Genomic DNA, 24310 nt, shown 5'->3' with positions numbered 1-24310 from the left:
CGACGGTGCGTCGTCCCGGGCGTGAACTCACTTGGAAATGCTGTGTTTTGAGCTTAAGGACCGGGCCGTGACGGCCGTCCTCGCCGCTCTGGCGCTCGCCGTGGGCCCGGTCGCCCTCGTGACGGAGACCCGTCCGGCCATGGGCTCGGTCGCGACGGTCACCATCGTGACGGCCGAGCCCTCCCGCGCCGCGCCGGGGATCGAGGCGGCGTTCGGCGTGTTCGCAAGGGTCGACGCGACGATGAACGAGTGGCGCCCCGACTCGCCCCTCTCCACCCTGAACGCGCGCGCGGGACGAGGCTGGGTCGCGCTCCCCGGCGAGCTCTGCGAGGCGCTCGCGCTCGCGAAGGCGGGCGCGGAGCGGACCGGCGGCCTCTTCGACCCGACCTGGGCGGCGCTCTCCGACCTGTGGCGCTTCGATGGGACGGCGGCGGCGCCGCCCCCCGACGCGCTGCTCCGCGCCCGCTGCCCGCTCGTCGATCACCGCGGTCTCGAGCTGCGGCCGCGCGCCGGCCGCGGCTGCGAGGCGAGGCTCGCGCGGGCCGGGATGCGCGTCGGCCTCGGCGGGCTCGCGAAGGGCTGGGCGCTCGACGCCGCCGCGCGGACGCTCCGGTTCCTGGGCTACCGGGACTTCCTGCTCCAGGCGGGCGGCGATCTCTACGCGGCGGGCCGGCGCGGGGAGGAGCCGTGGCACGTCGCGATCCGCGATCCGCGCGGCGGGCCGCTCGACGCGATGGCGGCGCTCGACGTCTCGGACCGCGCGTTCTCCACCACGGGAGACTACGAGCACGCGTTCGACGCCGGCGGGACGCGCTACCACCACGTCATCGACCCGCGCACCTGCCGGCCCGCGCCCGCGAGCCGCGCGGCGACCATCCTCGCCCGCACGGCGGTAGACGCGGAGATCCTCGGGAAGGCGGTGTTCATCGAGGGCGGCGCCGCCGGCATCGCTCGCGCCGAGGCGTGGGGCGCCGCCGCGGTCGTGGTGACTGGAGACGGCGGCGTGATCGCATCGGACGCCCTCCGCGCGCGGCTGCGGACCGCGCCGGACGCGGCGCGGTCAGGCGCGGCGCCCCGCTAGCTCGCGCGCCGCGCGTCCGGGACGTCGGCGCGCGCGACTCGCCGGAGCGCTCCGCGCGCGCTCGTCGCCTGCCGGACCGGCCCGAAGATCGCTGCGAGGAGGGCGGCCCAGCCGAGGAGCGCGAGCTCGAGCGCGACGAAGGCGCCGAGCTTCACCCACGCCATCCCCGGCGAGAAGAACCGCACGCCGAAGCCGGCGGCGACGCCGGCGAGCGCGCTGCCGAAGGAGAGCCCGACGAGCCAGGAGAACGCGCGGGGCGCGACGGCGCGCGCGAACCCGACGACGTGGCTCGCCGCGAACAGCACGAGCGGCAGCGCGACGAGGTGCGGCAGCGCGACCTCGAGGATCCCGCCGAGCGTCTTCGGGGCCGCGAAGCGCGCCTCGGACCCGAGGTAGAACTCGGCGACGCCCTGCGTCCGGGCGCCGAGCTTGAGCAGGAACAGGATCGCCCCGCTCGCGGCGGACACGAGCAGGTACAGCGCGAACGCGAGCGCGGGGCCGCGGTGAGGCGCGAGGCGCGGATCGGTCATGCCGGCCTCCGGTGCGCGTGCCGGTGGTGCCGGCCGCGCGCGGCTCGGGGCCTGCCGTACGCGACCCAGGCGACGGCGACGAGCGCGGCGACGCCGACCAGCGCGGCGACGGACGTGGCGACGCGCAGCCCGCCCGCGCCGTGCAGGCGCACCACCGCGAACGGGGCGAACAGGTCCGCGAGCGTCGCGGCGACGACCGCGGTGAAGCCCGGGCCTCGCACCCAGGCCGGCACCGGCGACACGGCGAGGAGCGAGCCGAGCACGAGGAGCACGAACCCGTAGAGGAACGCGCCGGTGTGGACCTCCTCCCAGAGCGCCGCGGCTGGCAGCGGGTCGCCGCCCGCGAGGTAGAACCCCTCGACGCCGGAGGCGGTGAGCCCGCCGTTCGCGATCCGCTGCACGGCGAGCCCCGCGAGCGCGAGGGCGGCGAAGACGAGGAAGGCGCGGACCGGCGGGCGCGCCCGCGCGAGCGCCTCCGGCGTGGGCTGCACGAGGAACCTCATGGCTTCACCTCGACCGCCTCCCGGAGGGCCTGGAGGAGCCAGCGCGACTCCTCCGCGATGCCGCGGGCCGTGAGCGTGGCGCCGCTGATCGGCGCGAGGTCGTCGCCGACGGCGAGCCGGTCCTTGGGGCCCTTCCCGTCGAACTGCCGGAGCCACCGCTCGCTCGGCTTGTACTCCTCGGGCTCGAGGAAGGAGAGGACCGTGATCTTCCGGATCCTCCCGTCCGGCTCGAACGCGATGGCGAAGGTCTCGCGCTTGGTGCGCACCACGTGGCTGTGGATGACCGCGTACCCGAGCGCCGCGGCGCCCTTCCTCGCCGTGTAGAAGGTGACGAGCCGCTCCTTCACGCGGGCGCGCGCGAGCGGCTCGATGCGCGCCACCATCGCGTCGGTGAGGATCACGTCCTTCGTCTCGATCCGCTCGGCGTCCGGGAAGAGCGATCGCACCACGGCCTCGTCCTTCCGCGGCGCCTCCGCGGCGGAGGCCGCCGTCGCGGCGACGAGCGCCACCCCGACGACGGCCCTGTGAACCGCCTTCCGCATCGCGTCCTCCTAGAAGACGAACCCCGCGCCGACGTTCACCTGGTCCGTCGTGTCGCCGGTCCGCGGGTCCTTGCGCTGCCAGTCCGTCTTCACGACCACCGTCGGGATCGGCTTGTAGGTGAGCCCCGCCGTGACGACCGTCCGGTCGACGGCGCCGTTCCGCACGTACCCCGCAGGCACCCGCGCGTTCAGGTCGTACCGCTCCACGCGCGCGAACGGCGACAGCGACGACTCGCCGCCGGGCGCGAAGAGCGAGAGGACGTCGTACGCGAGCTCGGCGTAGCCGCCCTGGACGCGCGAGCCCAGCCCCTCGTCCGGCGCGAGGCCGATACCGCCCGCCCCGTTCACCAGGTTCGCGTTCACGGCCGCCGCGTCTCCGAGCGTGCCCACCACGCCGAGGACCCGCGCCGTCGCACCGCGCCACGCGAGCTGGCCGTGCAGCTCCGCCATGCCGACCTCGGCCTTCACCCCCGGGATCCGGCGCTGGTCGGCGCGCCCGTAGTAGACCGCGCCGCCGACCGTCGCCGGTCCGGCCGCGTACTCGAGGGAGAGGACGCCCGCCGCGGTCGCGGCGCGCGACTCGGCGCCGCCGGTGCGGCTCTCGCGGAGCCACGACGCCGCCTCGACTGGCTCGTCGCCCGCGTCGCGGAAGACGTCGAGGCCGTTCAGGAGGAACGCCTTGTAGCGGAGGCCGGCGATCTCGCCGTGCACCCCGACGCCGTTCTCGCTCCAGGTCGTCGGGATCAGGTACTGCTCGACGTCGGGGCGGAAGACGCCGTTGAAGAACGGCGGCTCGTGCATCTGGTTCACGAAGCCGATGGGGACGAGCACGTTCCCCACCCGGAGGCGCAGCGCGTCCGTGAACAGGAAGTCGAGGTAGGCGAACTCGACCGAGACCTCGCGCCCGGCGTGCTCGAACTCGATCTCCGAGTTGAAGACGATCCGCTCGTTGAAGCGGTAGCCCGCGTAGAGGACGGCGCGGAGGAGGTCGGTCTGGTCGCTCGCCACGTCGTGGGTGAAGTTCCGGTACGTGACCTCCCCGTAGCCGCCGATGGAGAGCCCCTTCGGCGCGAAGTAGACCTTGGATGCGGCGGGCCCCATGCCGCCGAACGACTGGTACTCCACGTCGCGCAGCCCGATCTCGAGCTTCAGCCGCCGCAGCTCCTCGGCGAGCGTGCGGACCTCCTCCTTCGACGCGGCCTCCTCGGGCTTCTTCGCGGTCTCGTCCGGCTTCTTCGCGGTCTCGTCCGGCTTCTTCGCGGTCTCGTCCGGCTTCTTCGCGGTCTCGTCCGGCTTCTTCGCGGTCTCGTCCGGCTTCTTCGCGGTCTCGTCCGGCTTCGTCGCGGGCGTGGCCTCGTCCCCGGATGCCGGGGCCTGCTGGGCAAGGTCCCGCGCGAGCGCGGGCGCCGCGGTCGCGAGCAGGGCGGTGAGCAGCATGGTCTCGGTGATCTTGATTGTCATTCTCAACTTGGATCCGGACGGACCCACTCCTCGGCGCTCCCCCGGGTGCACGGCTTGGCCGACGCGACCCCGCGTCGACCGGATGTCGAGGCGCTATCTCGCCTCGACGGGCTTCACGTAGATCTCGCCCGCGATCTCGGGATCGAGGGCGATGGTGGTCTCGCCGACCTCGATGACGAACGAGGGCGAGCGCTGATGGAGGCGGATCGTGCTGCCCGGGATGACCCCGAGCGCCGCGAGCCGGTCCATGCGGTCGTGGAACTTGGGCGCGATGAACACGATGCGGCCGGTGGCGCCGAGCGTGAACGCCGGCAGCCCGGTGACGAGGGGCCGGAGCGTCTTCTGGTACGCGCCGCAGCACGGGCCGGGAGGGATCGGCTTCCCGTGCGGGCAGGTCGGAGGGTGGCCGAGTAGCGTGCAGACCGAGTCGGTCGCCTCGACCGAGAGGATGTGCTCGAGGGCGCAGGCCTGCTCCTCCATCACCCGCTCCCCCACGTCGAGGAGGTCACGGAAGAGCCGCTCGGTGAGCCGGTGACGGCGGACGATGTCCCGCGCACGCTTCTCACCGTCGGCGGTGAGCGCGACCCGACCGTCGGAGAGCGTCGCGAGCCCGTCCTTCGCGAGCGCCTCCAGGTCGACCGGCGCCGCGCCGGCGGTCAGCTCCCGGCTCGCCGCGAGGAGGACGTCACCGATCCCGTCCCGCCCCGCCTCCCGCTCGGTGAACACCGCCTCGAGGATCTCTTCCTTGCGCTGCGTGAGGTCGCTCACGGCGTGACTCCCCTCTCCTTCTTCATGCGATCGAAGAGCTGCCGCAGCCGTCCGGCGAGGCCGGTCTCCTGCGGGAAGCTGTAGCCGCACCCGGGACAGCACAGGACCTTGCAGCCCTTCGACATCGGGCAGCTCGGGCGGCAGCCCTGTCCCTCGGCGGAGAACTCGAGCCCGCAGAGCGGGCACCTCTCGTTGCGGTCGACGACGGCGGGCAAGGCGGCGCTCCTAGTGGGCGAGGCGCATCAGCTGGTTCACCGCCGCCCCGACGCCGAACGAGAACGGGAGGATGAACGCCGCGATGGCGACGCCCGTCTTCCAGCCGCGCTCCTTCAGGATCATGAAGAAGTTCGCGATGCACGGGATGAAGAGCGTGATCGTCACGAGCGCGACCACCACCTGGATCTCCATGTTCCAGGTCATCGTGCCCGCCTTCATGTACGGCTCGAAGTACCGGAACAGCCCGGCGGCGGCGTAGTCGCGGCGCAGGAAGCCGAGGATGAACGCGCTCGCGGCCTGCGGCGGCAGGTTCAGGAGCCCGACGACGACCGGGGACATCGCCCGCTCGAGCACGCCGAGGAGGTGGAACCGGTCGAGCACGTACAGGATGAGCGTGCCGAGGACGAAGAGCGGGAGCGCCTCGCGCAGGTACCACTCGATCCGCGCGGACGTCTTCACGGCGATGTTGCTCGCCTGCGGCACGCGGAGCGGCGGCAGCTCGAGGATGAAGTCCGAGCCCCGGCCGGGCAGCACCTTCGCCGAGAGCCAGCCCACGAGGAAGATGACGAGGAGCAGCGTCCCGAGGAACCAGAGGTTCGCGGTTCGCGACAGCCCGGACGTCATCGCGAGGATCACCGCCATCTGCGCCGAGCACGGCACGGCCAGGGCGAGCAGGAGCGTCACGATCACCCGCTCCTTGCGCGTCTCCATGATGCGGGCGGTCATCGTCGCCATGGTGTCGCAGCCCAGCCCGAGCACCATCGGCAGGACGGCCTTCCCGTTCAGGCCCATCCGCTTGAAGATCTTGTTCACCATCACCGCGAGCCGCGGCAGGTAGCCGGAGTCCTCGAGGATCGAGAACGCGATGAAGAACGTCGTGACGATCGGGAGCACGATGGCGACGGCGTACGACAGGCCCATCGATACGATCCCGTACCGGCCCACGAGGAAGCCGCCGTGGTCGGTGTACGGGACGCCCGGCGGACCGACGAGGAACTCCTGGACCGCGCCGGCGGGGGTGAGGTGACGCACGAGCGCGTCGGTCCACGGGACGAGGTAGTTCGCGAAGACCGTGTGCTCGAGGAAGTCCACCGCCTTGCCGGCCCCGAGCACGCCCACGAACTCGTAGGCGAACCACAGGACGACGGCGAGGATCGGGATGCCCCAGAGCGGGTGCGTGGACCAGGCCCCGAGCTTCCGCGCGAACCCGCTCGTGGCCGACGCGATGCCCCGCGTGACGACCGCGTCGTGGAGCCGGTCGACGGCCGCGAGGCGCTGGCGCGCGACCACGAAGCGGAGGGACTCCGGATACCGGGCCGCGAGCGTCCGGCGGACCGCGTCGAGGCGGGCGAGATCGGCCTCGGCGAGGTGGGCGGCGAGGTGCGTCCGGAGCGACTCGTCGCCCACGAGCGCCATGAGCGCGAGCGCCCGCGCGCCGATGCCGCCGACCGGCATGAGCGGCGCGATCTCGGCGAGGGCCGCCTCGATCGCCTCGTCGTAGCGCGGCCGCCACGGCGACGGCCGGGCGGAGCCGAGGCGCGCCTGCAGCGCCGCGAGCCCCTTCCGCTGCACCGCGACGGTCCGGACCACGTCGATCTGCAGCGTCTTCGCGAGCCGCCCCTCGTCGATGGCGATGCCGCGGCTCTCGGCCTCGTCCGCCATGTTGAGCGCGAGCGCGAAGGGGATCTCGGCCTCGGCGAGCTGCGCCGCGAGGAGCAGGCCGCGGCGCAGGTTCTTCGCGTCGCAGACCTGGAGGCAGACGTAGCCGCGCTCGGACAGGAGGATGTCGCGGGTGACCTGCTCGTCCTCCGACATCGGGAGCAGGTTGTTCGTGCCCGGCGTGTCCATCACGTGCCAGGACTGCCCCTCGATCGTCGCCGTCCCGCGCGTCACCTCGACCGTGGTGCCGGGGTAGTTCGAGACCGTGACGTACTTGCCGGTGAGCGCGCCGAACAGCACGCTCTTCCCCACGTTCGGGTTGCCGACGAGGATGACCGCTCGCTCCGCGGTCACGACCTGCTTCCGCTCGAGCTCCGGGTCCCGGCGCGCAGTGGCGCCGGCGGCGGGAGGGGGCGTCACGGCCGCACCTCCCGGGGGCGCGCCGCCTTGCACCGCGCGCATCGGCCGTAGAGCTCGAGCCGGTGGCTCTCGACCTCGAAGCCGTGGCGGCGGGCGACGAGCGCCTGGAGCGTCTCGATCCGCTCGTTCGCGAACTCGACGATCTCGCCGCAGCTCGTGCAGATGAGGTGATCGTGGTGGGCGCGACCGGCCGCGGGCTCGTACCGGGTCTGCCCGTCGCCGAACTGCCGCGCCGACGCGAGGCCGCACTCCGCGAGCAGCTTCATCGTGCGGTACACCGTCGCGACGGAGATGCGGGCGTCGTCGCGGCGGCAACGCACGACGAGCTGCTCCACCGTGACGTGGCCGCCCATGTCGAAGAAGGTCTGAGCGATCCGCTCTCGCTGGCGGGAGTGCTTGAGCCCGCGCTCCTCGATGTACGCGCCGAGCCGGGCGGACGGCGATGCCGTCTCGTCGTGCTCCGCGCCACCCCGCCCTGTCGCTGCCATCCTCGTCCTGTCCCGGTCCGCGTTCATGTTGATAGCGATTCTCAATATCAGACCGAGCGGGAAGGTGACAAGCCCCCGCGCGCCGAGGCGCCGGGGCGACGTGCGCCTGCCGAACCCCTAGGGTTGCGCCGTAGGAAGAACGCCCTGTTCGCGCCAGTACGCGCGCCAGCGATCCGCCGCACCGGGGCCCTCCCCGCCTGCGTCGCTCCCGGCGAGCGCGACCAGGGTCTCGCGCGCCTGGTCACGGACCGCCAGCTCGGGATCCGCGAGCAGATCCACGAGGCGGGGTACCTGGGGCAGCGCCGCCGCCCGCGGGCGGTGCCGCAGCAGCTCCGCCGCCATCGCGCGCACGTCCGCGTCGGACGACGTGAGCGCCCGGGCGAGATCGACGGGCGATGCGACCGGGGGGCGCCCGCGCTCGCGGGCGATCCCCGCCACGACGCCGAGGACGAGCAGCATGAGCCCGAGCTGCACGAACGCCTTGCCGGCCGGGTAGCGGCCGGCGCGCACGAGGACGAAGCGGTACGCGGCGTAGCCGACGATGAACACCGCGAGGAACGCGGGCGGCAGGGCGAGCGCCGCGGGCGGCCAGCGGCCGGCGGCGACCGCGCGCTGCAGCTCGGGAAGCCCGACGAGCGTCAGCGCCGCCGAGGCGGCCAGGATCCCGAACAGGACCCAGCGCAGGGTCCGCACGATCGGAGGTGACCGCACCGCACCGCCGCGCGTGGGGGGAGGCATGCGCCGCAGTGAAGCACGCACCGCAGGCACCGGCAACGTGAACCTTGACTCCGGACGCCCCGTCGGCAAGGTTCCGGCTCGCGATGGCCGAGCTGGATGCGGAGATCCTGGAGCGGGTGGCGCGCTGGTGCGCGGAGGCCGGTCGGCAGACCGGCGCGGCCGAGATCCGCGCCGCGCTCGGCGCCCTGGGCTGGGACGAGCTGCTCGCCGTCCGCGCGCTGCTCGCGGATCCCCCCCCCGCGCGGCCGCTCGGGCCGTTCGCCCTCGCGGATCTCGCGCGGGGAGCGCCGGCCGACGTCGCCGCGGAGCGCGAGCGCGCCGGCCGGTACCGCCGGGAGATCGAGCCCGAGGTCGCGCCCGAGGCGCCCGCGCCGGAGCGGGTCCGCGCACCCCGCAAGAAGGCGGGCCCGCGCGCCGCGGCCATCGTCGTGCGGAGAGCCCGCGACCGGGCTGCAACGCCACCGGACGCACCCCCTTCGCTGCCCGCGGTGAGCGCGCTCCTCGAGCCGGGCGGGCGCGCCGTGCTCGAGCGGCTCGTGCGCCGCCACGGCGCGCGGCGGGCCCTCATCCTCGCGGAGCTCGGGGCCGGCTGGCGCCGCGACGAGGGTGGCGCGCCGCGCGAGGAGGATCTCGCGGCTCTGCTCGAGGAGCACGGCCTCGCCCGCGCATTCGAGCGGCGCGAGCACGACGAGGTGCTGCACGCGTTCCGCGCGGCGGGCGGCGTGCGCGCGCGGGCGGCGGCGTCCCTCGGCGTCGAGACGGACGCCCTCGACGCGATCGTCGATCGGCTCGGCGCGCGCGCCGACGTGGATCGGATCCGCGACGAGCGGCGGGCGGACCTCCGCGGGCGCGCGACGCTCACCGATCGCGTCCACCTCCTGCTCGAAGATCCCGAGCGGCTCCTCGATCTCGGTCTCCTGGCAGAGATCGAGGCGGATCTGGCGGCTCGCCTCCCGGAGCACGTCCGCGCGCTGCGCGCCGGCGTCGAGCCGATCCGGTCTGCGTTCGGGCGGAGCCTCTCGCTGGCGCCGGAGACCGTCTCGACGCTCGAGGCGAAGTTCGGGCTGGCGCTCGGCCCCGCAGGGGATGTCCCCGCCGCGCGCGACGGCTCCGAGCCGGTCCGGCGCCCGCGCGCCTTCGAGCCGCGCTTCACGGCCGGGACGCGCGAGCGCCCCCGCGCCGAACGCCGCGACCGGGGCGGCGGCGCGCGCTCTCCCGGTGGACGCACCGAGACCAGGGATCGGCCGCGCGAGCGCGGGGCCCCCGACCGGACCGGGCCGCGGCGCTCCGAGCGTCCCCGGCCGGAGCGTCCGGAACGGCCGAGGTTCGAGAGGCGCGACGCCCCTCGGCGCGGCCCCGCAGCCAAGGGGGAGCGCCCTTCGTCCCCGCGCGACCGCACGCGCCCCGATCGCCGCCCGGGGGCTCCGGCGGACCGTCGCGAGCAGCCTCGCTCCGAGGGCGCCGCTCCCGTCCGCCGGCCCGGCGGGCCGCCGTCTCGGCCCGGCACCCCTCCGTCGCGCGGCACGCCCACGCCCCGCGGCGCCAAGAAGCCGCCCTCGCGCGGCGCCGATCGGACCGGGCGCCCCCGCGGCGCCGATCGGACCGGGCCCCCCCGCGGCGCCGATCGGACCGGGCCCCCCCGCGCCGCCGATCGGACCGGGCCCCCCCGCGCCGCCGATCGCAGCGACCGCCCGGGCCGGGGCGGGCCGCCGCGCGGAGGGCGCCCAAGGCCCGGCGGCGGCCGCCGCCCGCGGTAGCCTCGCGCGGCACGCCGGCACGCGACTAGAATCTGGACGTGCCCATCTACGAGTACGTCTGCGAGGAGTGCGGGAGGCTCACCGAGGTCATGCAGCGCATGACCGACCCCGCGCCGGAGAAGTGTCCGGAGTGCGGGGCACCGAGGCTCGCGCGGCTCGTGTCGCGGACTTCGTTCCAGCTCAAGGGCGGCGGCTGGTACTCGGATCTTTACGCATCGCCGAAGAAGAAGACGGAGGCCGGAAGCGGCTCCGCGCCCGCCTCGTCCTCGTCCGCGAGCGGCGGCGCCGCGCCGGGGGGCACCTCGACCGCGTCGCCGGGCGCCTCCGGGTCCGGCTCCGGCGGCGGCGGCGGCACGAAGACCTGACAGCGTCATCCGTTCGCCCCGAGCCTCGCGATGATTCGTTCTACCGCGCCCTCGGCGCGGGCTTGCCCTTCTCGAACACCGCGCCCTCGCCGTAGCGCGCCACGATCGCCCGCTTCGTGTCGAGGCCGGTCAGCTCGATGACGAACGTCGGGACGCGCCTGGCGCGCCGGTCCGCGGCCCAGCGGGTGAGGTCCCCGCGGAGGCCACCGCGCCGCGTCGCGACCGCGGCCCGGGCCAGCGTCCCGCGCTTCGCGAGCGCCGCCTCGAGGGCATCGCCGATCCGCGCCGCGGCCCGATCCGCGATGGCCCGGGCGATCTCCGCGGCGGCGCGTCCGGAGACGTCCGCGACCGCGTCCCGGAGCACGGCGTCGATCGACTCGGAAGCGGCGCGGCGAGCCATCGGCTCCTCGGGGCGAGGGGATTGCGCCGTTTTGCGAGCGGCGCAATCGGCATTGGTGCGCGTCAGTATAGGAATCGCGGCTCATGCGCGGGACGGGATTTTCTGGTAGCGTCCGTGCCCGCGCGGCCCTCTGGCGGAATGGTAGACGCGCTCGACTCAAAATCGAGTGGGGCGACCCCCCGTCCCGGTTCGAGTCCGGGGAGGGCCAAATCACTGGCTCCCGGCCCCCGCCGCTCCGGGGCTTTTCCCTTGCGGCGGGGCGCTGGGCGCGTGTATCCGTACGCCGCACCTGACCCGAGGACCTTCTCGAATGTGGAACCTGCTCATCAGCCTTGCGCTCGGCGTCGCGGTCGCCCTCGGCATCCGGTTCGGGACCGAGTTCGGCTGGGCCGCCGCCGTGTTCCCCGGGCTCATCGTCGCGCTCGCGGCCTACCTCGTCCTGGCGCGCCGGACCTGGAAGCGCCTCGAGGTGATCTTCGAGGGCATGCAGCGCGAGGTCCAGGCGCAGAAGTTCGACAAGGCGATCCAGACGCTGGAGGGTGGCTTCGCCCTCGCGCCCTGGCAGTTCCTCGTGGCCTCCCAGCTCCACTCGAACATCGGGATCCTCCAGTACATCCGGAAGGACTTCGACGCCGCCCTGCCCCACCTCGAGAAGAGCTTCTCGCGGAACTGGATCGCGCGGGGCATGCTCGCGGTCGCCCGCTACAAGAAGCGGGACCTCGCGGGCGCGAAGAAGGTGTTCGAGGACGCGGTGAAGACGAACAAGAAGGAAGGCGTGCTGTGGTCCTCGTACGCCTGGGTCCTCGAGAACGAGGGCGAGCACGAGGCCGCCATCTCCGTGCTCGGCCGGGCGGTCCAGGCGAACGGCTCGGACGAGAAGCTGAAGACCTCGCTCCAGGCCCTGCAGAACGGGAAGAAGCTCAAGCTCGGCAAGCTCTACGCCGAGCAGTGGTTCCAGTTCCACCTCGAGGCGCCGCCGCCGCAGTTCGTGGGCGGCCCGGGGTTCCGCGGCAATCGCCGGGCGCTGTACGGCCGCTGAGCCGGCCACGCGCTCCACACGGGAGCGCCGCTACACCCCTCAGGTGCCGCCGAAGCCGATCGAGACGCGACCCCGCTCGACGATGAGCGGAACGCGCCGATCGCCGCCAGACAGCTCGAGGAACCGGCGCATCGCCTCCGGGTCCTTCTTCACGTTGAAATAGGTCACGGCTACGCCTCGCGCGGCGTAGTCGTCGCGCGCGGCGCTGGTGTAGGGGCAAGTGTCCTTGCCGTAGATCGCGACATCACCGGCCATCTCTCGGTCTCCGGGCGCACATTATTCCGGGCGATCCCCGGTGGTGCATGGATTTTCTTCCGGTCGGCCAGCGGTGACGCCGAGCGCGCGCCCTGGTCGCGCGGTGATCCCGCACCTGCGTCACGGCACCGCGCTTGCTCACGGACCCCGGAGAGCGTGTTCACCCTCCGAGACGTCCGATGACCGCCCGCCGTCGCCGCATCGTGAAGATCGTCCTCGTGGCCCTCCTGGGGGTGCCGTGGATCCCGCTCGCCGTGGCGCTGTACGCTCTCACACGGTGATCCGTCCGGGGACGCCGTTTCGGCGCCCCCCGTTCGTTCGTTCGTGCGCTCGTCCCGGGGGGCGGCGGGCGAGCGAACGGTCCTCGTTTGCCGGTCCCTCTGGCGCCAGCGCACCCCCCGCCTAGATTTGGACGGAACCCCGGACCCCGGAAAATGGCCGGCGCGAACGAACACGACCAGACGCCGGCCCGTCCGGAGATCGCCCGCGGGGACCCGCTCGCGGAGCTCGTGGACGTGCTCGCCGACTCGGCGGGGGCCTCTCGCGCCGATCTCCTCCGCCGGATCGGAGAGCTCCTGCCGGCGACGGTCGGCGAGATCGCCGAGTCCAACCGGCGCCTCCGCGAGTCCGCGCACCGCCGGGAGTCCCTGGTCGGCGCCGCGGCCTCGGAGCTGCGCGCCGCGGCCGCCGTGCTCGAGGCCGTGGCGGATGGCACGTCGGAGCCGCTCGACGAGGCGGCGCGGCTGAGGCTCCTCGCGGACGACCTCGATCGCGCCATCCACCCGCCGCCGAGCGAGCCCCGGGCGGCAGGCCCGCGGCCCCGGGGCCCGCGCGCTCGCCTCGTGATCGCGGACGACGAGCCCGACGCGCGGGAGGCGCTCTCGCTCGTGCTCGGACCGGAGTACGAGGTGCTCACGGCGTCGGACGGTCTCGAGGCCGTCGACCTCGCGCGCGCCGAGCGTCCGGACGTCGTCCTGCTCGACGTGAACATGCCGCGGCTCGACGGGTTCCAGGCGCTCGAGCGCCTCCGCGGCGATCCGGCGACCGCGGAGATCCCGGTCATCTTCGTCTCGGCGCGGAGCGACGACGCCGTGAAGGTCCGCAGCCTCGATCTCGGCGCCGTCGATTACCTGCAGAAGCCCTTCTCGGAGCGCGAGCTGCGCGCGCGCGTCGAGCGGACCCTGCGCCTCGTGCGCAGCCAGACGGCGCTCCGGGAGCTCGCGCAGACGGACGCGCTCACCGGCCTCGCGAACCTCCGCGCCTTCCGGGCGCGACTCGACGAGGAGGTGAAGCGGGCCCGGCGCTACCGGACGCCGCTCACCTGCGTGATGGCGGACATGGACCAGCTGAAGCCGATCAACGACGAGCTCGGGCACGCCGCCGGCGACCGCGCCATCGCGGCGGTCGCGGCGGTCCTGCGCCACGAGCTCCGCGAGACCGACTTCGGCGCCCGCTACGGCGGCGACGAGTTCGTGCTGCTGCTGCCGCACACGACCGCGGAGGAGGGACGCGTCTTCGCCGAGCGCGCCTGCGCGCGGCTGCGGGAGACGCTGCTCGAGGTCGGGGGACGGCCCCTGACGCTCGGCGCGTCGTTCGGCGTCGCGTGCCTGGCGCCGGGCGCGGGCGACGACGCGCCGGAGGCGCTCGTCCACGCGGCGGACGCCGCGCTCTACGCGGCGAAGCGCGCCGGCCGCGGCCGCGTCGCCATCGCCGAGGCGCCCGCCGGCGACTCCGACGCCACCCCCGCGAGCGACGAGACCGCGCCCGAGCCGACCGCGCACGCGACCTGACCGCTCGGTCGCGAGGTCACGCCTTCACGCCAGCGCCGGCGGCGGGCTCCGGCTCGGGCTCGCCGCCCTCGCCCGCGCGGGTGCGGGCCTCGGCGGCGTACCGGTTCAGCTTGTTGTAGAGGGTCTTCTCGCTGATCCCGAGGATCTCCGCGGTGCGGGCCTTGTTGCCGCCGTTCCGCTGGAGGGAGGCGAGGATGTACTCCTTCTCGACCTTCTCGATGGGGATCCCGAGCGGGACGCGGAGCGTGGCCGCCTCGGGGCGCGAGGCCTGCATGTCGGGCGGCAGGTGCTCCTCCCCGATGACGTCGCCGTCGACGAGGATCATCGCGCGCTCGACGGTGTTCCGGAGCTCGCGGATGTTCCCCGGCCACGCGTATCCCTGCAGCACCGACATCGCGGGCGGCGAGACGCCCTGGACGTGCTTGCCGGTCTCGCCGTTGAACTTCTCGATGAAGTGGTGAACGAGGAGCGGGATGTCCTCGCGGCGCTCCTTGAGCGGCGGGAGCACGATCGTGAAGACGTGCAGGCGGAAGTAGAGGTCCTCGCGGAACCGGCCGCGCCGGATCTCCTCCTTCAGGTCGCGGTTCGTCGCGCAGATCACGCGGACGTCGATCTCGACCTCGGCGCGGCCGCCGAGGCGGCGGATCTTCCGCTCCTCGAGCACGCGGAGGAACTTCGCCTGCAGCTCGAGCGGCAGCTCCCCGATCTCGTCGAGGAACAGCGTGCCGTTGTGCGCGAGCTCGAAGTTGCCCAGCCGGCGCTGCTCCGCGCCGGTGAACGCGCCGCGCTCGTAGCCGAAGAGCTCGGACTCGATGAGCGTCGCCGGGATCGCGCCGCAGTTCAGGGCGACGAACGGCTTGTCCTTGCGCGGCGAGAGGTTGTGGATCGCGCGCGCCACCACCTCCTTGCCGGTGCCGCTCTCGCCGCTGATGACGACGCTCGCGGTGGACGGGGCGACCTTCTTCACGAGCTCGAACACCTTCTGCATGACCGGCGCCGTCCCGATCATGTCGGTGCCCGGCGCGAGGGCCGCGATCCGCCGCCGGAGCAGCTGTACCTCGCGCATCGTCTCCTTCTTCTCGAGCGCGCGCTCGAGGACGATGCGGAGCCGCGGCACCTCGAGCGGCTTCTCGATGAAGTCGAACGCGCCCTCCCGGATCGCCTGCACCGCGGTCTGGATCGTGCCCCGGCCCGTGAGCAGCACGACCGGGCAGTCCGGCAGCTCGGCGCGGAGCGCCCGAAGCAGCCACAGGCCGTCCATGTTCGGCATCACGAGGTCGGTGAGGATGACGTCCGGATGCCACTCGATCGCCCTGCGGAGCGCCTCGGTCCCGTCGCTCGCCGTCTGGACGTCGTAGCCCCACCGCTGCGTCAGCTCCGCGAGGGCGTCGCGGCTGTCCGCCTCGTCGTCGACGATCAGGACGCGGTATCTCATGACCGCTCGTTCCTCGGCAGCCGCAGGATCACGTGCACCGTGCCGCCCGTCCGTCCCCCGGTCACCTCGCCGCCGAGGGACTCGACCGCTGCTGCGATCACCTCGCTGTAATAGCCGGTCTCGGGGTCGGGATCACCCGCGACGTGCTCGATCCGGACGGTGGCGTGCTCGCCGAGCGTCTCGGCGCGGACGGACAGCCGGCCGCCTTCCGGAGTCTCCGTCATCGCCTGGGCCACGAGCCCGAGCACGATCCGCCCGACGCGGGCCGGATCGCAGCGCGTTCGCACGGTTCCCCGGGGCGCCTCGACGATCAGCTCGATCCGGCGGCGCCGGGCGTCGTGCCCGAAGAGGCTCGCGGTGTCCGCGAGGAGCGCCCCGAGGTCGGTGTACCCGAGCGGCGCGGAGGGATCGGTCACGTCGAGGAAGCGCCGGACCACCTCGTTGACACGGCCGATCTGCTCCCGGAGCGCGCCGAGGTGGCTCGCGGAGGCGGCGGTGGCGTCGCCCGCGGTGGAGAGCTTGTCGGTGAGCAGCGCGAGCTGCAGCGCCATGGCGTTCAGCGGGTTCTTGATGTCGTGCGCGAGGCCGGCCGCGAGCCGGGTCAGTCCCTGCGAGCGGATCGCGTGCTCCAGCCACTCGGCGCTGCGAGGGGAACGTGTGACGAGCAGCGCGCCCGCCCCCGCGGGCACCCGCTCGAGCTCCACCGGCTCACCGCCCGCGCCGGGGATCTGCGCGATGGTGCGGCCGTCCGACGAGAGGAGCGCGCGAAGCTCGGCGCTGGTCTCGGCGCGAGCGCGGAGCGCGCCGCTCAGGTCATCGGGGCGGAGCCCCAGGTCCGTGACGAAGCCCGGGTCCGCGGCCACGATCTCGCCCGACCGATCGATGAATGCTGCGCCACTCGTGAACGTGTGCATGCGCTCGCTGCCCTGGATGGCTCGCGCCTGAGATGCGTCCGTCGACCGGTTTTTTCAAGCCTTGAGCGAAGATAGCCATGCTGCGCCACGCCATGGGCCCGCCGTTCCGTTTCGCCGCAGCCGCACGAAGCCCCTGATATCCGGCGGATGGACGGGCGGCGGCGACGGGCACCCGGGCCCGGACGCGCCAGCCCCGCGCGAGTCCCGGCCGAGCGTCACTCGGTCCGAGGCGCCGTGACCTGACGGGGGGCGCCGGTGTCCGCCGGCTGGACGTCCGGCCGCGCGGGAACCTTCAGCTCGACGAGCTCGATCCCGAGGCGCTGCGCGAACTCGAAGATGCGCGCATCCCGGTAGAACTCGCCGAACACGATGCGCCGGCACCCGGTGTTCGCGATGAGCTTGAAGCACGGCCAGCAGGGCGAGGCGGTCGTGTAGATCGTCGCCCCCTCCACGGCGACGCCGTTCTTGGCGGCCTGGATGATCGCGTTCGCCTCCGCGTGAACGGTCGCGACGCAGTGCCCGTCCTCCATCATGTGGCCGGCCTCGGTGCAGTGCGGCAGGCCGCGGATGGAGCCGTTGTAGCCCGTGGACAGGATGGTCTTGTCGCGCACGAGGACGGCGCCGACGTGCTTCCGATCGCAGGTCGCGCGCGTCGCGACGACCCGCGCGATGTTCATGAAGTACTCGTCCCAGCTGACGCGTCCGTCCATGGCGCTCCCTGTCGTGGAGCGGTCATCCTACCCCAAGGGGCCCACGCCCCGGGGACGGCGACGGATAACATCCGGCCATGCACCGGATCCCGCTCGTGGTCGTCGCCGCCACCCTCCTGGTTCCGCCGATGGGGCGCGCGCAGGGGCCGGGCGACCCCCTGCCGCCCAAGCAGATCTCCCCCACCCCGGACGGCGCCGCGCCCCTCTCCACGATGCCTCGCCCGCCGAACGAGAAGTCGACCACGAAGGACGAGAACGCCGCGAAGAAGGCGGAGGCGAAGAAGGCGGAGGTGTCGAAGGCGCCGCTCCCGCGCGCGGCCGTCCTCGAGGACGTCGCCGGCACCGTGCACGCGATCGACCGGGTCGCACACCGGATCGAGATCGACACGCCCTCGGGGCCGGTCGGCCTGGCGCTCGATCGGAACACGCTCGTGTACGGGCCGAACGGCCTGGTGACGACGCTCGCGATCCAGCCGGGATCCCAGGTGCGCGCCGGCCGGAACGCGGACTTCGTGGCCTACTGGATCGCCGTCCGCGCGCCGCGCCCCGCGGCGCCGGCGTCGACGCCCGACCAGGGCACGGGACCCGGGGGAGGCTCCGGCGCGCCCGCCGAGCCGAACAGCGGCCCCGCAGGGACGACCAGCGTCCCGCCCTCCACGGTGGGGCCCGGGAGCGCGACGCCGGGCTCCTCCTCACCGCCGCCCGGCGGCCCGGAGCCGGGGCGCTGATCCGCCCGGAACCCTAGAACGACTTCCCGGGCGTCGCGACGGGACCCTGGGCGTTCGCCACGGACGCGCCCTGCGGCGCGAGCCGCCCGAGGCCGCGCTCCACGAGGAAGCGGCGGATCTTCGCGGCGGGCGCGACGAACGTCTCGCCCGGCATCGGCACGTCGAACGCGTACTGGTCCTCGTCCTTGCCGAACGCGACGCGCGCGGTCCTGTACCCCTCGACGAGGCCGATCAGCCGGCCGCCCGGCACGTCGAAGACGCCGCCGCCCGAGCTGCCGTAGCCGATGGCGGCGTCGGTCTTGAGCGCCTTCGCGGTCCGCGCCGCGGCCGCGTTCTCGGCGAGATCGTACTCGACCTGCGAGACGATCCCCGCGGCGACCGAGAGCCCCTTCCCGAACGGCGCGCCGATGACCACGAGGTCGTCCCCGAGCTCGAGGGCGTCGTCGGCGGCGAGCGGGGTCGTCGGCAGGCGGGCCGGGACCTCGAGCACGGCGAGGTCGACGTCCGGCACGCGCCCGCGGGCCAGCACCGTGGCCGCGAGCGGCGCCGAGCCGTCCGCGGGCAGCACGCGGAGGTCCACCTTCTCCGGCCAGCTCTTTGCCGGCTCGACGACGTGCGCGTTCGTGAGGACGTAGCTCCTGCCGCCCTCCTCCGCGAACACGATGCCGGAGGCGCTCCGGACGATCTCGCCCTTCGCCGAGATCTGGATCCGGACGGCGCTCGGGAAGACCTTGTGGACCGTCTCGGCGCGGGGGTTGCCCGCCTTCGCCGCCGACAGGCCGAGGATGGGAGACGCGAGGAAGAAGAGACCCGCCACGAGGGCCGCGCTGCCGAGGCTGGAGAGGAGTCGGAATCGGGGCACGAAGGTCGAACGAGCGCACCCGGATCGGAATTCCCCGCCGGCCTGGCCGACCTCCGCGCTCCGCGCCGAGGGCCGGGCGCCCGCCCCTCCGGCCGTCACCGCGCGTCCTCGTAGCGCCGGCGCATCAGGAAGAGGATCGCGTCCTGCGCGCAGTGCTCGCAGTAGCCGTACCGCTCGCGCATCGTCGCGAGGGTGGCCTCCACCTGCCGGCGCGCCTTCTCGTCGAGCGACGACCGCTCGTCGGAGAGGTAGCGGAGGACGTTCTCCTTCGAGCGCTGGAGCTGCCGCTTGCGCTCCTCGTAGTAGTGGTCGCGAAGCCGCCGGAACAGGTCGGGGAAGATCGCGACGTAGTCGATCTCGGCGGAGTCGGGGTGATCGAGCCGGAACGCGCCGACGGCGGCGATGAGGCCGCGGCGGAAGTTCCCGCGGTCGTCGCCGACCGGCATCACGATGCGCTCGAACTCGGCCATCCGGACCTCCTCCGGCGGCGCGTACTCGCCCGTGACGCGGTTGCGGACCTTCTCGCCCTTCACCCAGTGCGACACGAGGGTCACGTACCGCTCGAAGAGCTCGCGGTACTGGCCCTCCGACACCATCCCCATGGAGTCCCGGATCTCCTCGTCGAGGGTCTCGAGGTACTCCGCCTCGGCGACGCGGACGAACTCCTCGTGGTCGTGGTAGCCGTCGACGACCTCGGACTGGAGGAAGTCGTGCAGGGTCTTGTCGCGGCAGAGCGCGTCGAGCTCGTCGAGGACCGCCCGCGGCGTGAGGCAGCGCGCCCCCGGGGCCTGCGCGGCGTTGAGCAGGACCGTCTTGATCTCGCGCGCCGAGGCGCCGCTCCGGCCCTCGTAGTTCGGGTAGACGTCGGACTCGTGGTACAGGTCCACCGCGTGCTTCCGGAGCACCTTCGCCTGCGCGAGGGAGAGCCGGTCCGGCGCCTCACCCGAGTCGTAGAGCCGGAGCTTCTCGAGGGGCGCGAGGTCCTCCACGAGGTCGCGGAGCTCGCCCTCGTAGCGATCCGGGATCGGTCGCTTGAGGCGCGTCAGCACCGCCCAGAGCGCGGCCACCGACGTCGCGTGCGGCGCGACGTGCTTCCCGACCGCCGCGGCGGTGATCTGCCGATCGTAGATCTCGCGCTCCACCGAGTGGCGGCGGACGTAAGGCACGCGCACGAGCGCCAGCCGCCCCTTGAACGACGCGAAGTCGGCGGACTCCTTGAACGCCGAGAGCTGCTTCTCGTTCGCGCTCGCGACGAGCACGACGTCGAGCTGGAGCAGGAAGTGGTCGAGCGACACGCGCCCCGTCTCGCTCGTGCCGAGCAGGTACTTGAAGAGCTGCGGCTCGCGCTTCAGCAGGTCGGAGTACTCGATGATCCCGCGGTTCGCCGAGACGAGCGGGCCGAAGGGCTCGAGGAGCGTCACCGCGTGGAGCGCAGGCGGCAGGGCCCCGGCGCTGCGATCCACCGTGACCTGCCGGAACCCCGCGTCGACCGAGAGCTGCGGCTCGACCGTGACGGCCGCCTGCTGGTACCGCGACGAGACGTAGAACCGCTCCACCTGCACGTGCCGGAGCACCTTCAGCCAGTCGCCCCGGTATGCGCCGAGGAGCGCGTCGTGGACCTGCCGGCAGTACTGGCAGAGCTCGCCCTCGACGAGGTAGTCGGACAGGACGAAGTCGCCCTCCCCGGCCCCGTCGCGCGCGCTCGGCCGGCAGCGCTCCTCGAGCAGCTTGCGCCGCTCCTCGCGCGGCACGAGCAGGAGCGGATGGTCCTTCATCGGGCAGGAGAGGCGCGCGTCGAGCGCGTCGCCGTCGAGGTGCGCGAAGCTCCCGAGCGCGCCGAGCGCGCCCTCCCCGTCCCGCGGCCCGAAGCCGAGCCCGCCGGAGCGGAGCCGCCGCTCGCTCGGGAACACCCAGTGGAACCGGTACAGCGCACCGGCGGGCAACCGCGAGTACGCCTCCATGCCGCGCACGAGCGCCGCCACGATCGACGACTTCGCCGAGCCGTTCGGGCCGTGGAGGAGGACGAGCTTGTTCACCCGGCCGGAGCGGACGAAGGTCCCGACGTCGCGGTGGAGCGCAGCCTGGACCTCCTCCTGGCCGGCGATGCGCTGCACCCGCCCCTCGGGATCCCAGGGCAGGTCGAACAGCCGCCAGCGGCGCACCGTCCCGACCGGCGTCTCGCGGTCCTCGGCCCCGAAGTGCTCGAGGACGTCGTGGACGTACTGGGCGGAGGAGCGGGCCTGCCGCCGGGGCGCGTCGAGGAAGACCTGGAGGTATTCCTCGAAGGAGAGGAGCGAGCGGTTCTCCACGAACGCTCCCTTCACGCCCGTCCCGACGCTCGACAGCCAGCGCTGCGCATCCATGTGGGAGCCTCCGTCCGGTCTCTAACCCTCCCACGGAGAGGCCGCCGCTCCAACGGGCTGCCGGGCAGGCGCCTGCGGACCTCGGGGAGGGGCGAGAACTGCACCCGCGGGCCTCGCCGTAGTACCCTCCCGGAGCCATGCCCCTACCGCCGGACACGATCATCGGGATCGACCTCGGGACGACGAACTCCTGCGGCGCGATCGCCCACGGCGACGGGCAGGTCAAGCTCATCCCGTACAAGGGCGGCGACTACACGATCCCGTCCATCTACGCGATCGACGACAAGGGCCACGAGCTCATCGGCCACGAGGCGAAGCGCCAGTGGCAGCTCAACCCGAGGAACACCCTCTACGCGACGAAGCGGCTCATCGGGCGCGCCCCGAAGGACGACGTCGTCGAGTCCGTGCAGAAGTCGGTGCAGTACCGCGTCCACGCGGGGACGCAGAACGACGTCGCGCTCGACTGCCACGGCCGCACCTTCCACGTCCCGGAGATCAGCGCGAAGATCCTCGCCAAGATCCGCGACGTCGCCTCCGACCACCTCGGCTTCAAGGTCCAGCGTGCCGTCGTCACGGTCCCGGCGTACTTCACCGACCGGCAGCGGCAGGCGGTGAAGGAGGCCGGAACCCTCATCGACCTCGAGGTCGTACGGATCATCAACGAGCCCACGGCCGCGGCGCTCGCCTACGGCATCGGGAAGCGGCTCGACGAGCGCGTCCTCGTGTACGACCTCGGCGGCGGGACCTTCGACGTCTCGATCATCGAGATCCGCGAGCGCGTGTTCGAGGTGAAGGCGACCGGCGGCGACATCTTCCTCGGCGGGATCGACTTCGACAACGCGATCATCGAGCACGTGCTCGACGACTTCCGAAAGAAGCACGGCATCGACCTTTCGTCGGATCCCGTGGCGATGCAGCGGATCAAGGATCTCGCCGAGCGCACCAAGATCGACCTGTCGGCGCGGGGCGAGGCCCCGTTCTCGATCCCGTTCATCACCATGACGCCGCAGGGCCAGCCGCTCAACATGGACGTGAAGTTCGACCGCAAGCTCCTCGAGGCGCTCACGCAGCACCTCGTGGACCGCACGCTCAAGATCATGGGCGCGGTGATGGTCGACGCGGGCATCACCGCGAAGGACATCGACGAGGTGATGCTCGTCGGCGGGCAGACGCGGATGCCGATCATCCAGGACCGCCTCACGCGGTTCTTCGGGAAGCCGCCGTCGAAGGGCGTCCACCCCGACGAGGCGGTCGCCATCGGCGCCGCGCTCTACGGCTGGTCGCTCCAGGAGAGCTCGGATCTCAAGATCCAGCTCCTCGACGTCATCCCCATGGCGATCGGCATCGAGCAGGCCGGCGGGACGATGCACGTCGTCTTCCCCCGGAACGCCGCGATCCCGAACGCGAAGACGGTCGCGGCCACGAGCTCCGTCGACGGCCAGAAGGAGCTCGTCGTCCGCATCTTCCAGGGCGATCACCCCGAGACGGCGCGGAACGAGCTCCTCGGCGAGTTCACCTTCAGCGGCGTCCGCCCGTGCCGGGCCGGCGAGGTGCGCCTCGAGATCATGTTCGAGGTGAACATCGAGGGCATCCTCACGATGTCCGCGAAGGACCTCGACACTGGACGGAAGATGCAGACGACCGTCCGCGTCGCCTCCGCCTGACCGGCGTGAACCGAGCACGAGACGGCCGCGGCGATCGCTCGCCGCGGCCGTTCCACCCCTGCGTCTGGCCCGCTACCGGTGCTCGCGCTCGCGGCTCGGCGCGGCACGCCCGCCGCCGCCGTGCTGCGCGCCACCGCCGCCGCCACGGGGCGCGGGCACGTTCATGCGGGCTGGAGCGCTGCCGCGAGCGGGAGCGCCGGTGTACCCCCCGCCGACGGTCGGCTCCGTCCGGACCGGCGCCGCGCGGTCACCGCGGGTCGCGAACCCATCGCGACCGCCGGACGCCGGCGGCCCCCACGCGCCCTCGCGGCCGGGCGCTGCTCCCGGACGCCCGCGCTCGCCGCCACGGCTCGGCGGCGCGCTCTGGTCGGAGCCGCGCCCCGGCGCGGGCACGGTGGCAGGCCCGCGGCCCGGCGCCTCGCGGCCGCCCGGCGTGTAGCCACCCTGCCCGCCTCGTCCCGGCGCCGGCACGGCGGCACCGCTCGAGCGACCTGGCGCAGGCGCTGGCCCCGGCACGGCGGCACCGCTCGAGCGACCCGGCGCGGGCGCCGGCGCCGGCACGGCGGCACCGCTCGAGCGACCCGGCGCGGGCGCCGGCCCCGGACCGCGACCGCGGCCGATCTCGCCCGCCCGGCCCGGCGCCGGCCGCTCCGGCCTGTAGATCGAGACCTCGCCCGGGCCCACCGGGCGCGCGGCGCCCGGAGACGGAGCGGCGACGATCCGGACGGGCGTCACGGGTCTGCCGATGCGCTGCTCGATGATGCGCGGCGCGGGACCGCCCCACGCCGGCGACGGAACCGGCCGGCCGAGCCCACCGCGCGACGGGACCGGCCGCGGCGGCGCCGGCGCGGTCGCGTAGAAGTACTGGCGCGTGTAGGTCGGCGCATACGCGACGGAGTACACCGGCACGCCGACGAAGCGGACGGTCGGCACGAACGTCCACCAGTAGTCGACGAACGGATACGACGAGACGTAGACCGAGATCCCGGGGCCGAGCGGCGCCCATCCGACCACGTCGCCCGAGTAGCGCCAGGCGACCCAGGCCGGCGCCCACTGGTAGCCGGGCACCCAGACCCAGCCGTAGTAGCTGTCGTAGCTCCAGCGGCCGTAGTGGTAGGCGGCCCAGCCCCAGGGCTCGTCCGACGCCCAGAGCCAGCCCTCGTTCGTCCACTCCCACCGGCCGTAGTAGTACGGGCGCCAGCCCGCCGCGACCCGCGGCCGCCAGCAGCGGCCATACCCTCCAACGTCCACCCACTCGCCATAAGGCGAGAGCGCGCCCTGGAAGGTGTCGATCGAGACGGCACCCTGATCGTTCAGGTCGACCGAGGTCTCGTAATCGCCGCCGGGAGGTGGCGGCGCGTCGCCCCACTGATCCGTGTAGTCCTCCTCCCACTCGCGATCCTGAGCGAGCGCCCCGAACGGGAGCGCGATCGCGAGCAGCGCGAGGAGAGTGATGGTGCGGCGGAGCATGGCAGCCTCCATGGCGACTCCCGGTCCTCGTCTACTCGTCCGGACGCGAGAGCGCCCTTGGACCTTGGACCTTCGAACGCAAGTCGAGCAAGAACGATGCCTCGCGAATCGACCGCAATTCCGAGGAGTTCGCGAGGTCCACGCCGTCGACC

Annotated in this window: 24 protein-coding genes and 1 tRNA gene; 8 read left to right on the top strand and 17 right to left on the bottom strand. The window is 73.4% G+C overall.

The features are described from left to right. Window positions 1–67 precede the first annotated feature (67 nt). A complete protein-coding gene (locus AMOR_RS27250) occupies window positions 68–1081 on the top strand; it encodes an FAD:protein FMN transferase (protein ID WP_248356236.1) in 1014 nt (337 codons plus the stop codon). Here the strand turns inward: AMOR_RS27250 and AMOR_RS27245 are convergent. The 9 genes from AMOR_RS27245 to AMOR_RS27205 form a co-directional block, all read right to left on the bottom strand. Continuing rightward, complete coding sequence (locus tag AMOR_RS27245) at window positions 1078–1611, bottom strand: hypothetical protein (protein WP_248356228.1); 534 nt, start codon at window positions 1609–1611, stop codon at window positions 1078–1080. The two genes, AMOR_RS27250 and AMOR_RS27245, sit on opposite strands and share 4 nt — an antisense overlap. Then, window positions 1608–2114: a hypothetical protein gene (locus tag AMOR_RS27240; RefSeq protein ID WP_248356227.1), complete on the bottom strand. Its 507-nt coding sequence runs from the start codon at window positions 2112–2114 to the stop codon at window positions 1608–1610. The genes AMOR_RS27245 and AMOR_RS27240 overlap by 4 nt, the downstream gene beginning before the upstream one ends. Continuing rightward, on the bottom strand, window positions 2111–2656 hold the full coding sequence (locus AMOR_RS27235; RefSeq protein ID WP_248356225.1) for an FMN-binding protein: 546 nt from the start codon (window positions 2654–2656) through the stop codon (window positions 2111–2113). The genes AMOR_RS27240 and AMOR_RS27235 overlap by 4 nt, the downstream gene beginning before the upstream one ends. Before the next feature lie 9 nt (window positions 2657–2665). Continuing rightward, the gene (locus AMOR_RS27230; RefSeq protein ID WP_248356217.1) at window positions 2666–4117 is read right to left on the bottom strand and encodes a hypothetical protein; all 1452 of its coding nucleotides are present in this window, start codon (window positions 4115–4117) and stop codon (window positions 2666–2668) included. A 93-nt stretch (window positions 4118–4210) separates the two neighbouring features. Then, entirely contained in the window at window positions 4211–4885 is a 675-nt protein-coding gene (locus tag AMOR_RS27225) for a metal-dependent transcriptional regulator (protein ID WP_248356215.1), read from the bottom strand. Then, window positions 4882–5100, bottom strand: a complete 219-nt coding sequence (locus AMOR_RS27220; RefSeq protein WP_248356213.1) for a hypothetical protein — start codon at window positions 5098–5100, stop codon at window positions 4882–4884. The genes AMOR_RS27225 and AMOR_RS27220 overlap by 4 nt, the downstream gene beginning before the upstream one ends. A gap of 10 nt (window positions 5101–5110) precedes the next feature. After that, complete coding sequence (feoB, locus tag AMOR_RS27215) at window positions 5111–7180, bottom strand: ferrous iron transport protein B (RefSeq protein ID WP_248356211.1); 2070 nt, start codon at window positions 7178–7180, stop codon at window positions 5111–5113. Continuing rightward, a complete protein-coding gene (locus AMOR_RS27210) occupies window positions 7177–7668 on the bottom strand; it encodes a Fur family transcriptional regulator (RefSeq protein ID WP_248362622.1) in 492 nt (163 codons plus the stop codon). Before AMOR_RS27210 ends, feoB begins: the two co-directional genes overlap by 4 nt. 117 nt (window positions 7669–7785) lie before the next feature. Then, a complete protein-coding gene (locus AMOR_RS27205; protein ID WP_248356209.1) occupies window positions 7786–8361 on the bottom strand; it encodes a HEAT repeat domain-containing protein in 576 nt (191 codons plus the stop codon). Between the two features lie 128 nt (window positions 8362–8489). On the opposite strand from AMOR_RS27205, the gene AMOR_RS27200 reads away from it, so the two are divergent. Both AMOR_RS27200 and AMOR_RS27195 read left to right on the top strand, forming a co-directional pair. Beyond that, entirely contained in the window at window positions 8490–10163 is a 1674-nt protein-coding gene (locus AMOR_RS27200; RefSeq protein ID WP_248356207.1) for a Fis family transcriptional regulator, read from the top strand. Window positions 10164–10201: 38 nt separating this feature from the next. Beyond that, entirely contained in the window at window positions 10202–10528 is a 327-nt protein-coding gene (locus AMOR_RS27195; RefSeq protein WP_248356198.1) for an FmdB family zinc ribbon protein, read from the top strand. Between the two features lie 40 nt (window positions 10529–10568). Here AMOR_RS27195 and AMOR_RS27190 read toward each other — a convergent pair whose 3' ends face one another. Next, window positions 10569–10928 (bottom strand): hypothetical protein, encoded by a 360-nt coding sequence (locus tag AMOR_RS27190; protein ID WP_248356196.1) that lies wholly within the window; start codon window positions 10926–10928, stop codon window positions 10569–10571. Between the two features lie 124 nt (window positions 10929–11052). Between AMOR_RS27190 and AMOR_RS27185 the strand changes: the two genes are divergently transcribed. Together AMOR_RS27185 and AMOR_RS27180 are read left to right on the top strand one after the other, a co-directional pair. Further along, window positions 11053–11136: transfer RNA gene (locus tag AMOR_RS27185), tRNA-Leu, on the top strand. A gap of 102 nt (window positions 11137–11238) precedes the next feature. Then, on the top strand, window positions 11239–11967 hold the full coding sequence (locus AMOR_RS27180) for a tetratricopeptide repeat protein (RefSeq protein WP_248356194.1): 729 nt from the start codon (window positions 11239–11241) through the stop codon (window positions 11965–11967). Between the two features lie 39 nt (window positions 11968–12006). Here AMOR_RS27180 and uxx1 read toward each other — a convergent pair whose 3' ends face one another. Then, window positions 12007–12222 (bottom strand): UXX-star selenoprotein family 1, encoded by a 216-nt coding sequence (gene uxx1, locus AMOR_RS27175; protein WP_248356192.1) that lies wholly within the window; start codon window positions 12220–12222, stop codon window positions 12007–12009. A 434-nt stretch (window positions 12223–12656) separates the two neighbouring features. Here uxx1 and AMOR_RS27170 point away from each other — a divergent pair, with 434 nt between their 5' ends. Next, window positions 12657–14012, top strand: coding sequence for a GGDEF domain-containing protein (locus AMOR_RS27170; protein ID WP_248356190.1), 1356 nt, complete (start codon window positions 12657–12659; stop codon window positions 14010–14012). Between the two features lie 16 nt (window positions 14013–14028). On the opposite strand, the gene AMOR_RS27165 is transcribed toward AMOR_RS27170, so the two are convergent. The 3 genes from AMOR_RS27165 to AMOR_RS27155 all read right to left on the bottom strand — a co-directional run bounded on the left by AMOR_RS27165 (window position 14029) and on the right by AMOR_RS27155 (window position 17071). After that, window positions 14029–15447, bottom strand: coding sequence for a sigma-54-dependent transcriptional regulator (locus AMOR_RS27165; protein ID WP_248356181.1), 1419 nt, complete (start codon window positions 15445–15447; stop codon window positions 14029–14031). Next, entirely contained in the window at window positions 15444–16361 is a 918-nt protein-coding gene (locus AMOR_RS27160) for a sensor histidine kinase (RefSeq protein ID WP_248356179.1), read from the bottom strand. The genes AMOR_RS27165 and AMOR_RS27160 overlap by 4 nt, the downstream gene beginning before the upstream one ends. A gap of 215 nt (window positions 16362–16576) precedes the next feature. Continuing rightward, the gene (locus tag AMOR_RS27155; protein WP_248356177.1) at window positions 16577–17071 is read right to left on the bottom strand and encodes a deoxycytidylate deaminase; all 495 of its coding nucleotides are present in this window, start codon (window positions 17069–17071) and stop codon (window positions 16577–16579) included. A 77-nt stretch (window positions 17072–17148) separates the two neighbouring features. Between AMOR_RS27155 and AMOR_RS27150 the strand changes: the two genes are divergently transcribed. After that, window positions 17149–17799 carry a hypothetical protein gene (locus AMOR_RS27150; protein WP_248356175.1) on the top strand — a complete coding sequence of 217 codons (651 nt, stop codon included), beginning with the start codon at window positions 17149–17151 and terminating at the stop codon, window positions 17797–17799. Window positions 17800–17812: 13 nt separating this feature from the next. Here the strand turns inward: AMOR_RS27150 and AMOR_RS27145 are convergent, their stop codons facing one another. Both AMOR_RS27145 and AMOR_RS27140 read right to left on the bottom strand, forming a co-directional pair. After that, window positions 17813–18661 carry a S1C family serine protease gene (locus AMOR_RS27145; RefSeq protein ID WP_248356173.1) on the bottom strand — a complete coding sequence of 283 codons (849 nt, stop codon included), beginning with the start codon at window positions 18659–18661 and terminating at the stop codon, window positions 17813–17815. Window positions 18662–18756: 95 nt separating this feature from the next. Continuing rightward, window positions 18757–21024, bottom strand: coding sequence for a PrkA family serine protein kinase (locus tag AMOR_RS27140; RefSeq protein WP_248356172.1), 2268 nt, complete (start codon window positions 21022–21024; stop codon window positions 18757–18759). Between the two features lie 137 nt (window positions 21025–21161). Between AMOR_RS27140 and AMOR_RS27135 the strand changes: the two genes are divergently transcribed. Continuing rightward, on the top strand, window positions 21162–22688 hold the full coding sequence (locus AMOR_RS27135; RefSeq protein ID WP_248356170.1) for an Hsp70 family protein: 1527 nt from the start codon (window positions 21162–21164) through the stop codon (window positions 22686–22688). Window positions 22689–22760: 72 nt separating this feature from the next. Here the strand turns inward: AMOR_RS27135 and AMOR_RS27130 are convergent, their stop codons facing one another. Further along, the gene (locus AMOR_RS27130) at window positions 22761–24158 is read right to left on the bottom strand and encodes a DUF6600 domain-containing protein (protein ID WP_248356162.1); all 1398 of its coding nucleotides are present in this window, start codon (window positions 24156–24158) and stop codon (window positions 22761–22763) included. Window positions 24159–24310 lie beyond the last annotated feature (152 nt).

The sequence above is a fragment of the Anaeromyxobacter oryzae genome, from assembly GCF_023169945.1.
GTDB classification, from domain to species: Bacteria; Myxococcota; Myxococcia; order Myxococcales; family Anaeromyxobacteraceae; genus Anaeromyxobacter; species Anaeromyxobacter oryzae.
The sequence above is the reverse complement of the archived record's forward strand: the minus strand, read 5'-3'. Positions and strand labels throughout refer to the sequence as shown.

Coding starts and splice junctions, on each gene's coding strand:
- AMOR_RS27245 (WP_248356228.1), bottom strand. CDS start 1,611: ATGACCGATCCGCGCCTCGCGCCTCACCGCGGCCCCGCGCTCGCGTTC.
- AMOR_RS27240 (WP_248356227.1), bottom strand. CDS start 2,114: ATGAGGTTCCTCGTGCAGCCCACGCCGGAGGCGCTCGCGCGGGCGCGC.
- AMOR_RS27235 (WP_248356225.1), bottom strand. CDS start 2,656: ATGCGGAAGGCGGTTCACAGGGCCGTCGTCGGGGTGGCGCTCGTCGCC.
- AMOR_RS27230 (WP_248356217.1), bottom strand. CDS start 4,117: ATGACAATCAAGATCACCGAGACCATGCTGCTCACCGCCCTGCTCGCG.
- AMOR_RS27210 (WP_248362622.1), bottom strand. CDS start 7,668: ATGGCAGCGACAGGGCGGGGTGGCGCGGAGCACGACGAGACGGCATCG.
- AMOR_RS27200 (WP_248356207.1), top strand. CDS start 8,490: ATGGCCGAGCTGGATGCGGAGATCCTGGAGCGGGTGGCGCGCTGGTGC.
- AMOR_RS27190 (WP_248356196.1), bottom strand. CDS start 10,928: ATGGCTCGCCGCGCCGCTTCCGAGTCGATCGACGCCGTGCTCCGGGAC.
- AMOR_RS27180 (WP_248356194.1), top strand. CDS start 11,239: ATGTGGAACCTGCTCATCAGCCTTGCGCTCGGCGTCGCGGTCGCCCTC.
- uxx1 (WP_248356192.1), bottom strand. CDS start 12,222: ATGGCCGGTGATGTCGCGATCTACGGCAAGGACACTTGCCCCTACACC.
- AMOR_RS27170 (WP_248356190.1), top strand. CDS start 12,657: ATGGCCGGCGCGAACGAACACGACCAGACGCCGGCCCGTCCGGAGATC.
- AMOR_RS27165 (WP_248356181.1), bottom strand. CDS start 15,447: ATGAGATACCGCGTCCTGATCGTCGACGACGAGGCGGACAGCCGCGAC.
- AMOR_RS27160 (WP_248356179.1), bottom strand. CDS start 16,361: ATGCACACGTTCACGAGTGGCGCAGCATTCATCGATCGGTCGGGCGAG.
- AMOR_RS27155 (WP_248356177.1), bottom strand. CDS start 17,071: ATGGACGGACGCGTCAGCTGGGACGAGTACTTCATGAACATCGCGCGG.
- AMOR_RS27150 (WP_248356175.1), top strand. CDS start 17,149: ATGCACCGGATCCCGCTCGTGGTCGTCGCCGCCACCCTCCTGGTTCCG.
- AMOR_RS27140 (WP_248356172.1), bottom strand. CDS start 21,024: ATGGATGCGCAGCGCTGGCTGTCGAGCGTCGGGACGGGCGTGAAGGGA.
- AMOR_RS27135 (WP_248356170.1), top strand. CDS start 21,162: ATGCCCCTACCGCCGGACACGATCATCGGGATCGACCTCGGGACGACG.
- AMOR_RS27130 (WP_248356162.1), bottom strand. CDS start 24,158: ATGCTCCGCCGCACCATCACTCTCCTCGCGCTGCTCGCGATCGCGCTC.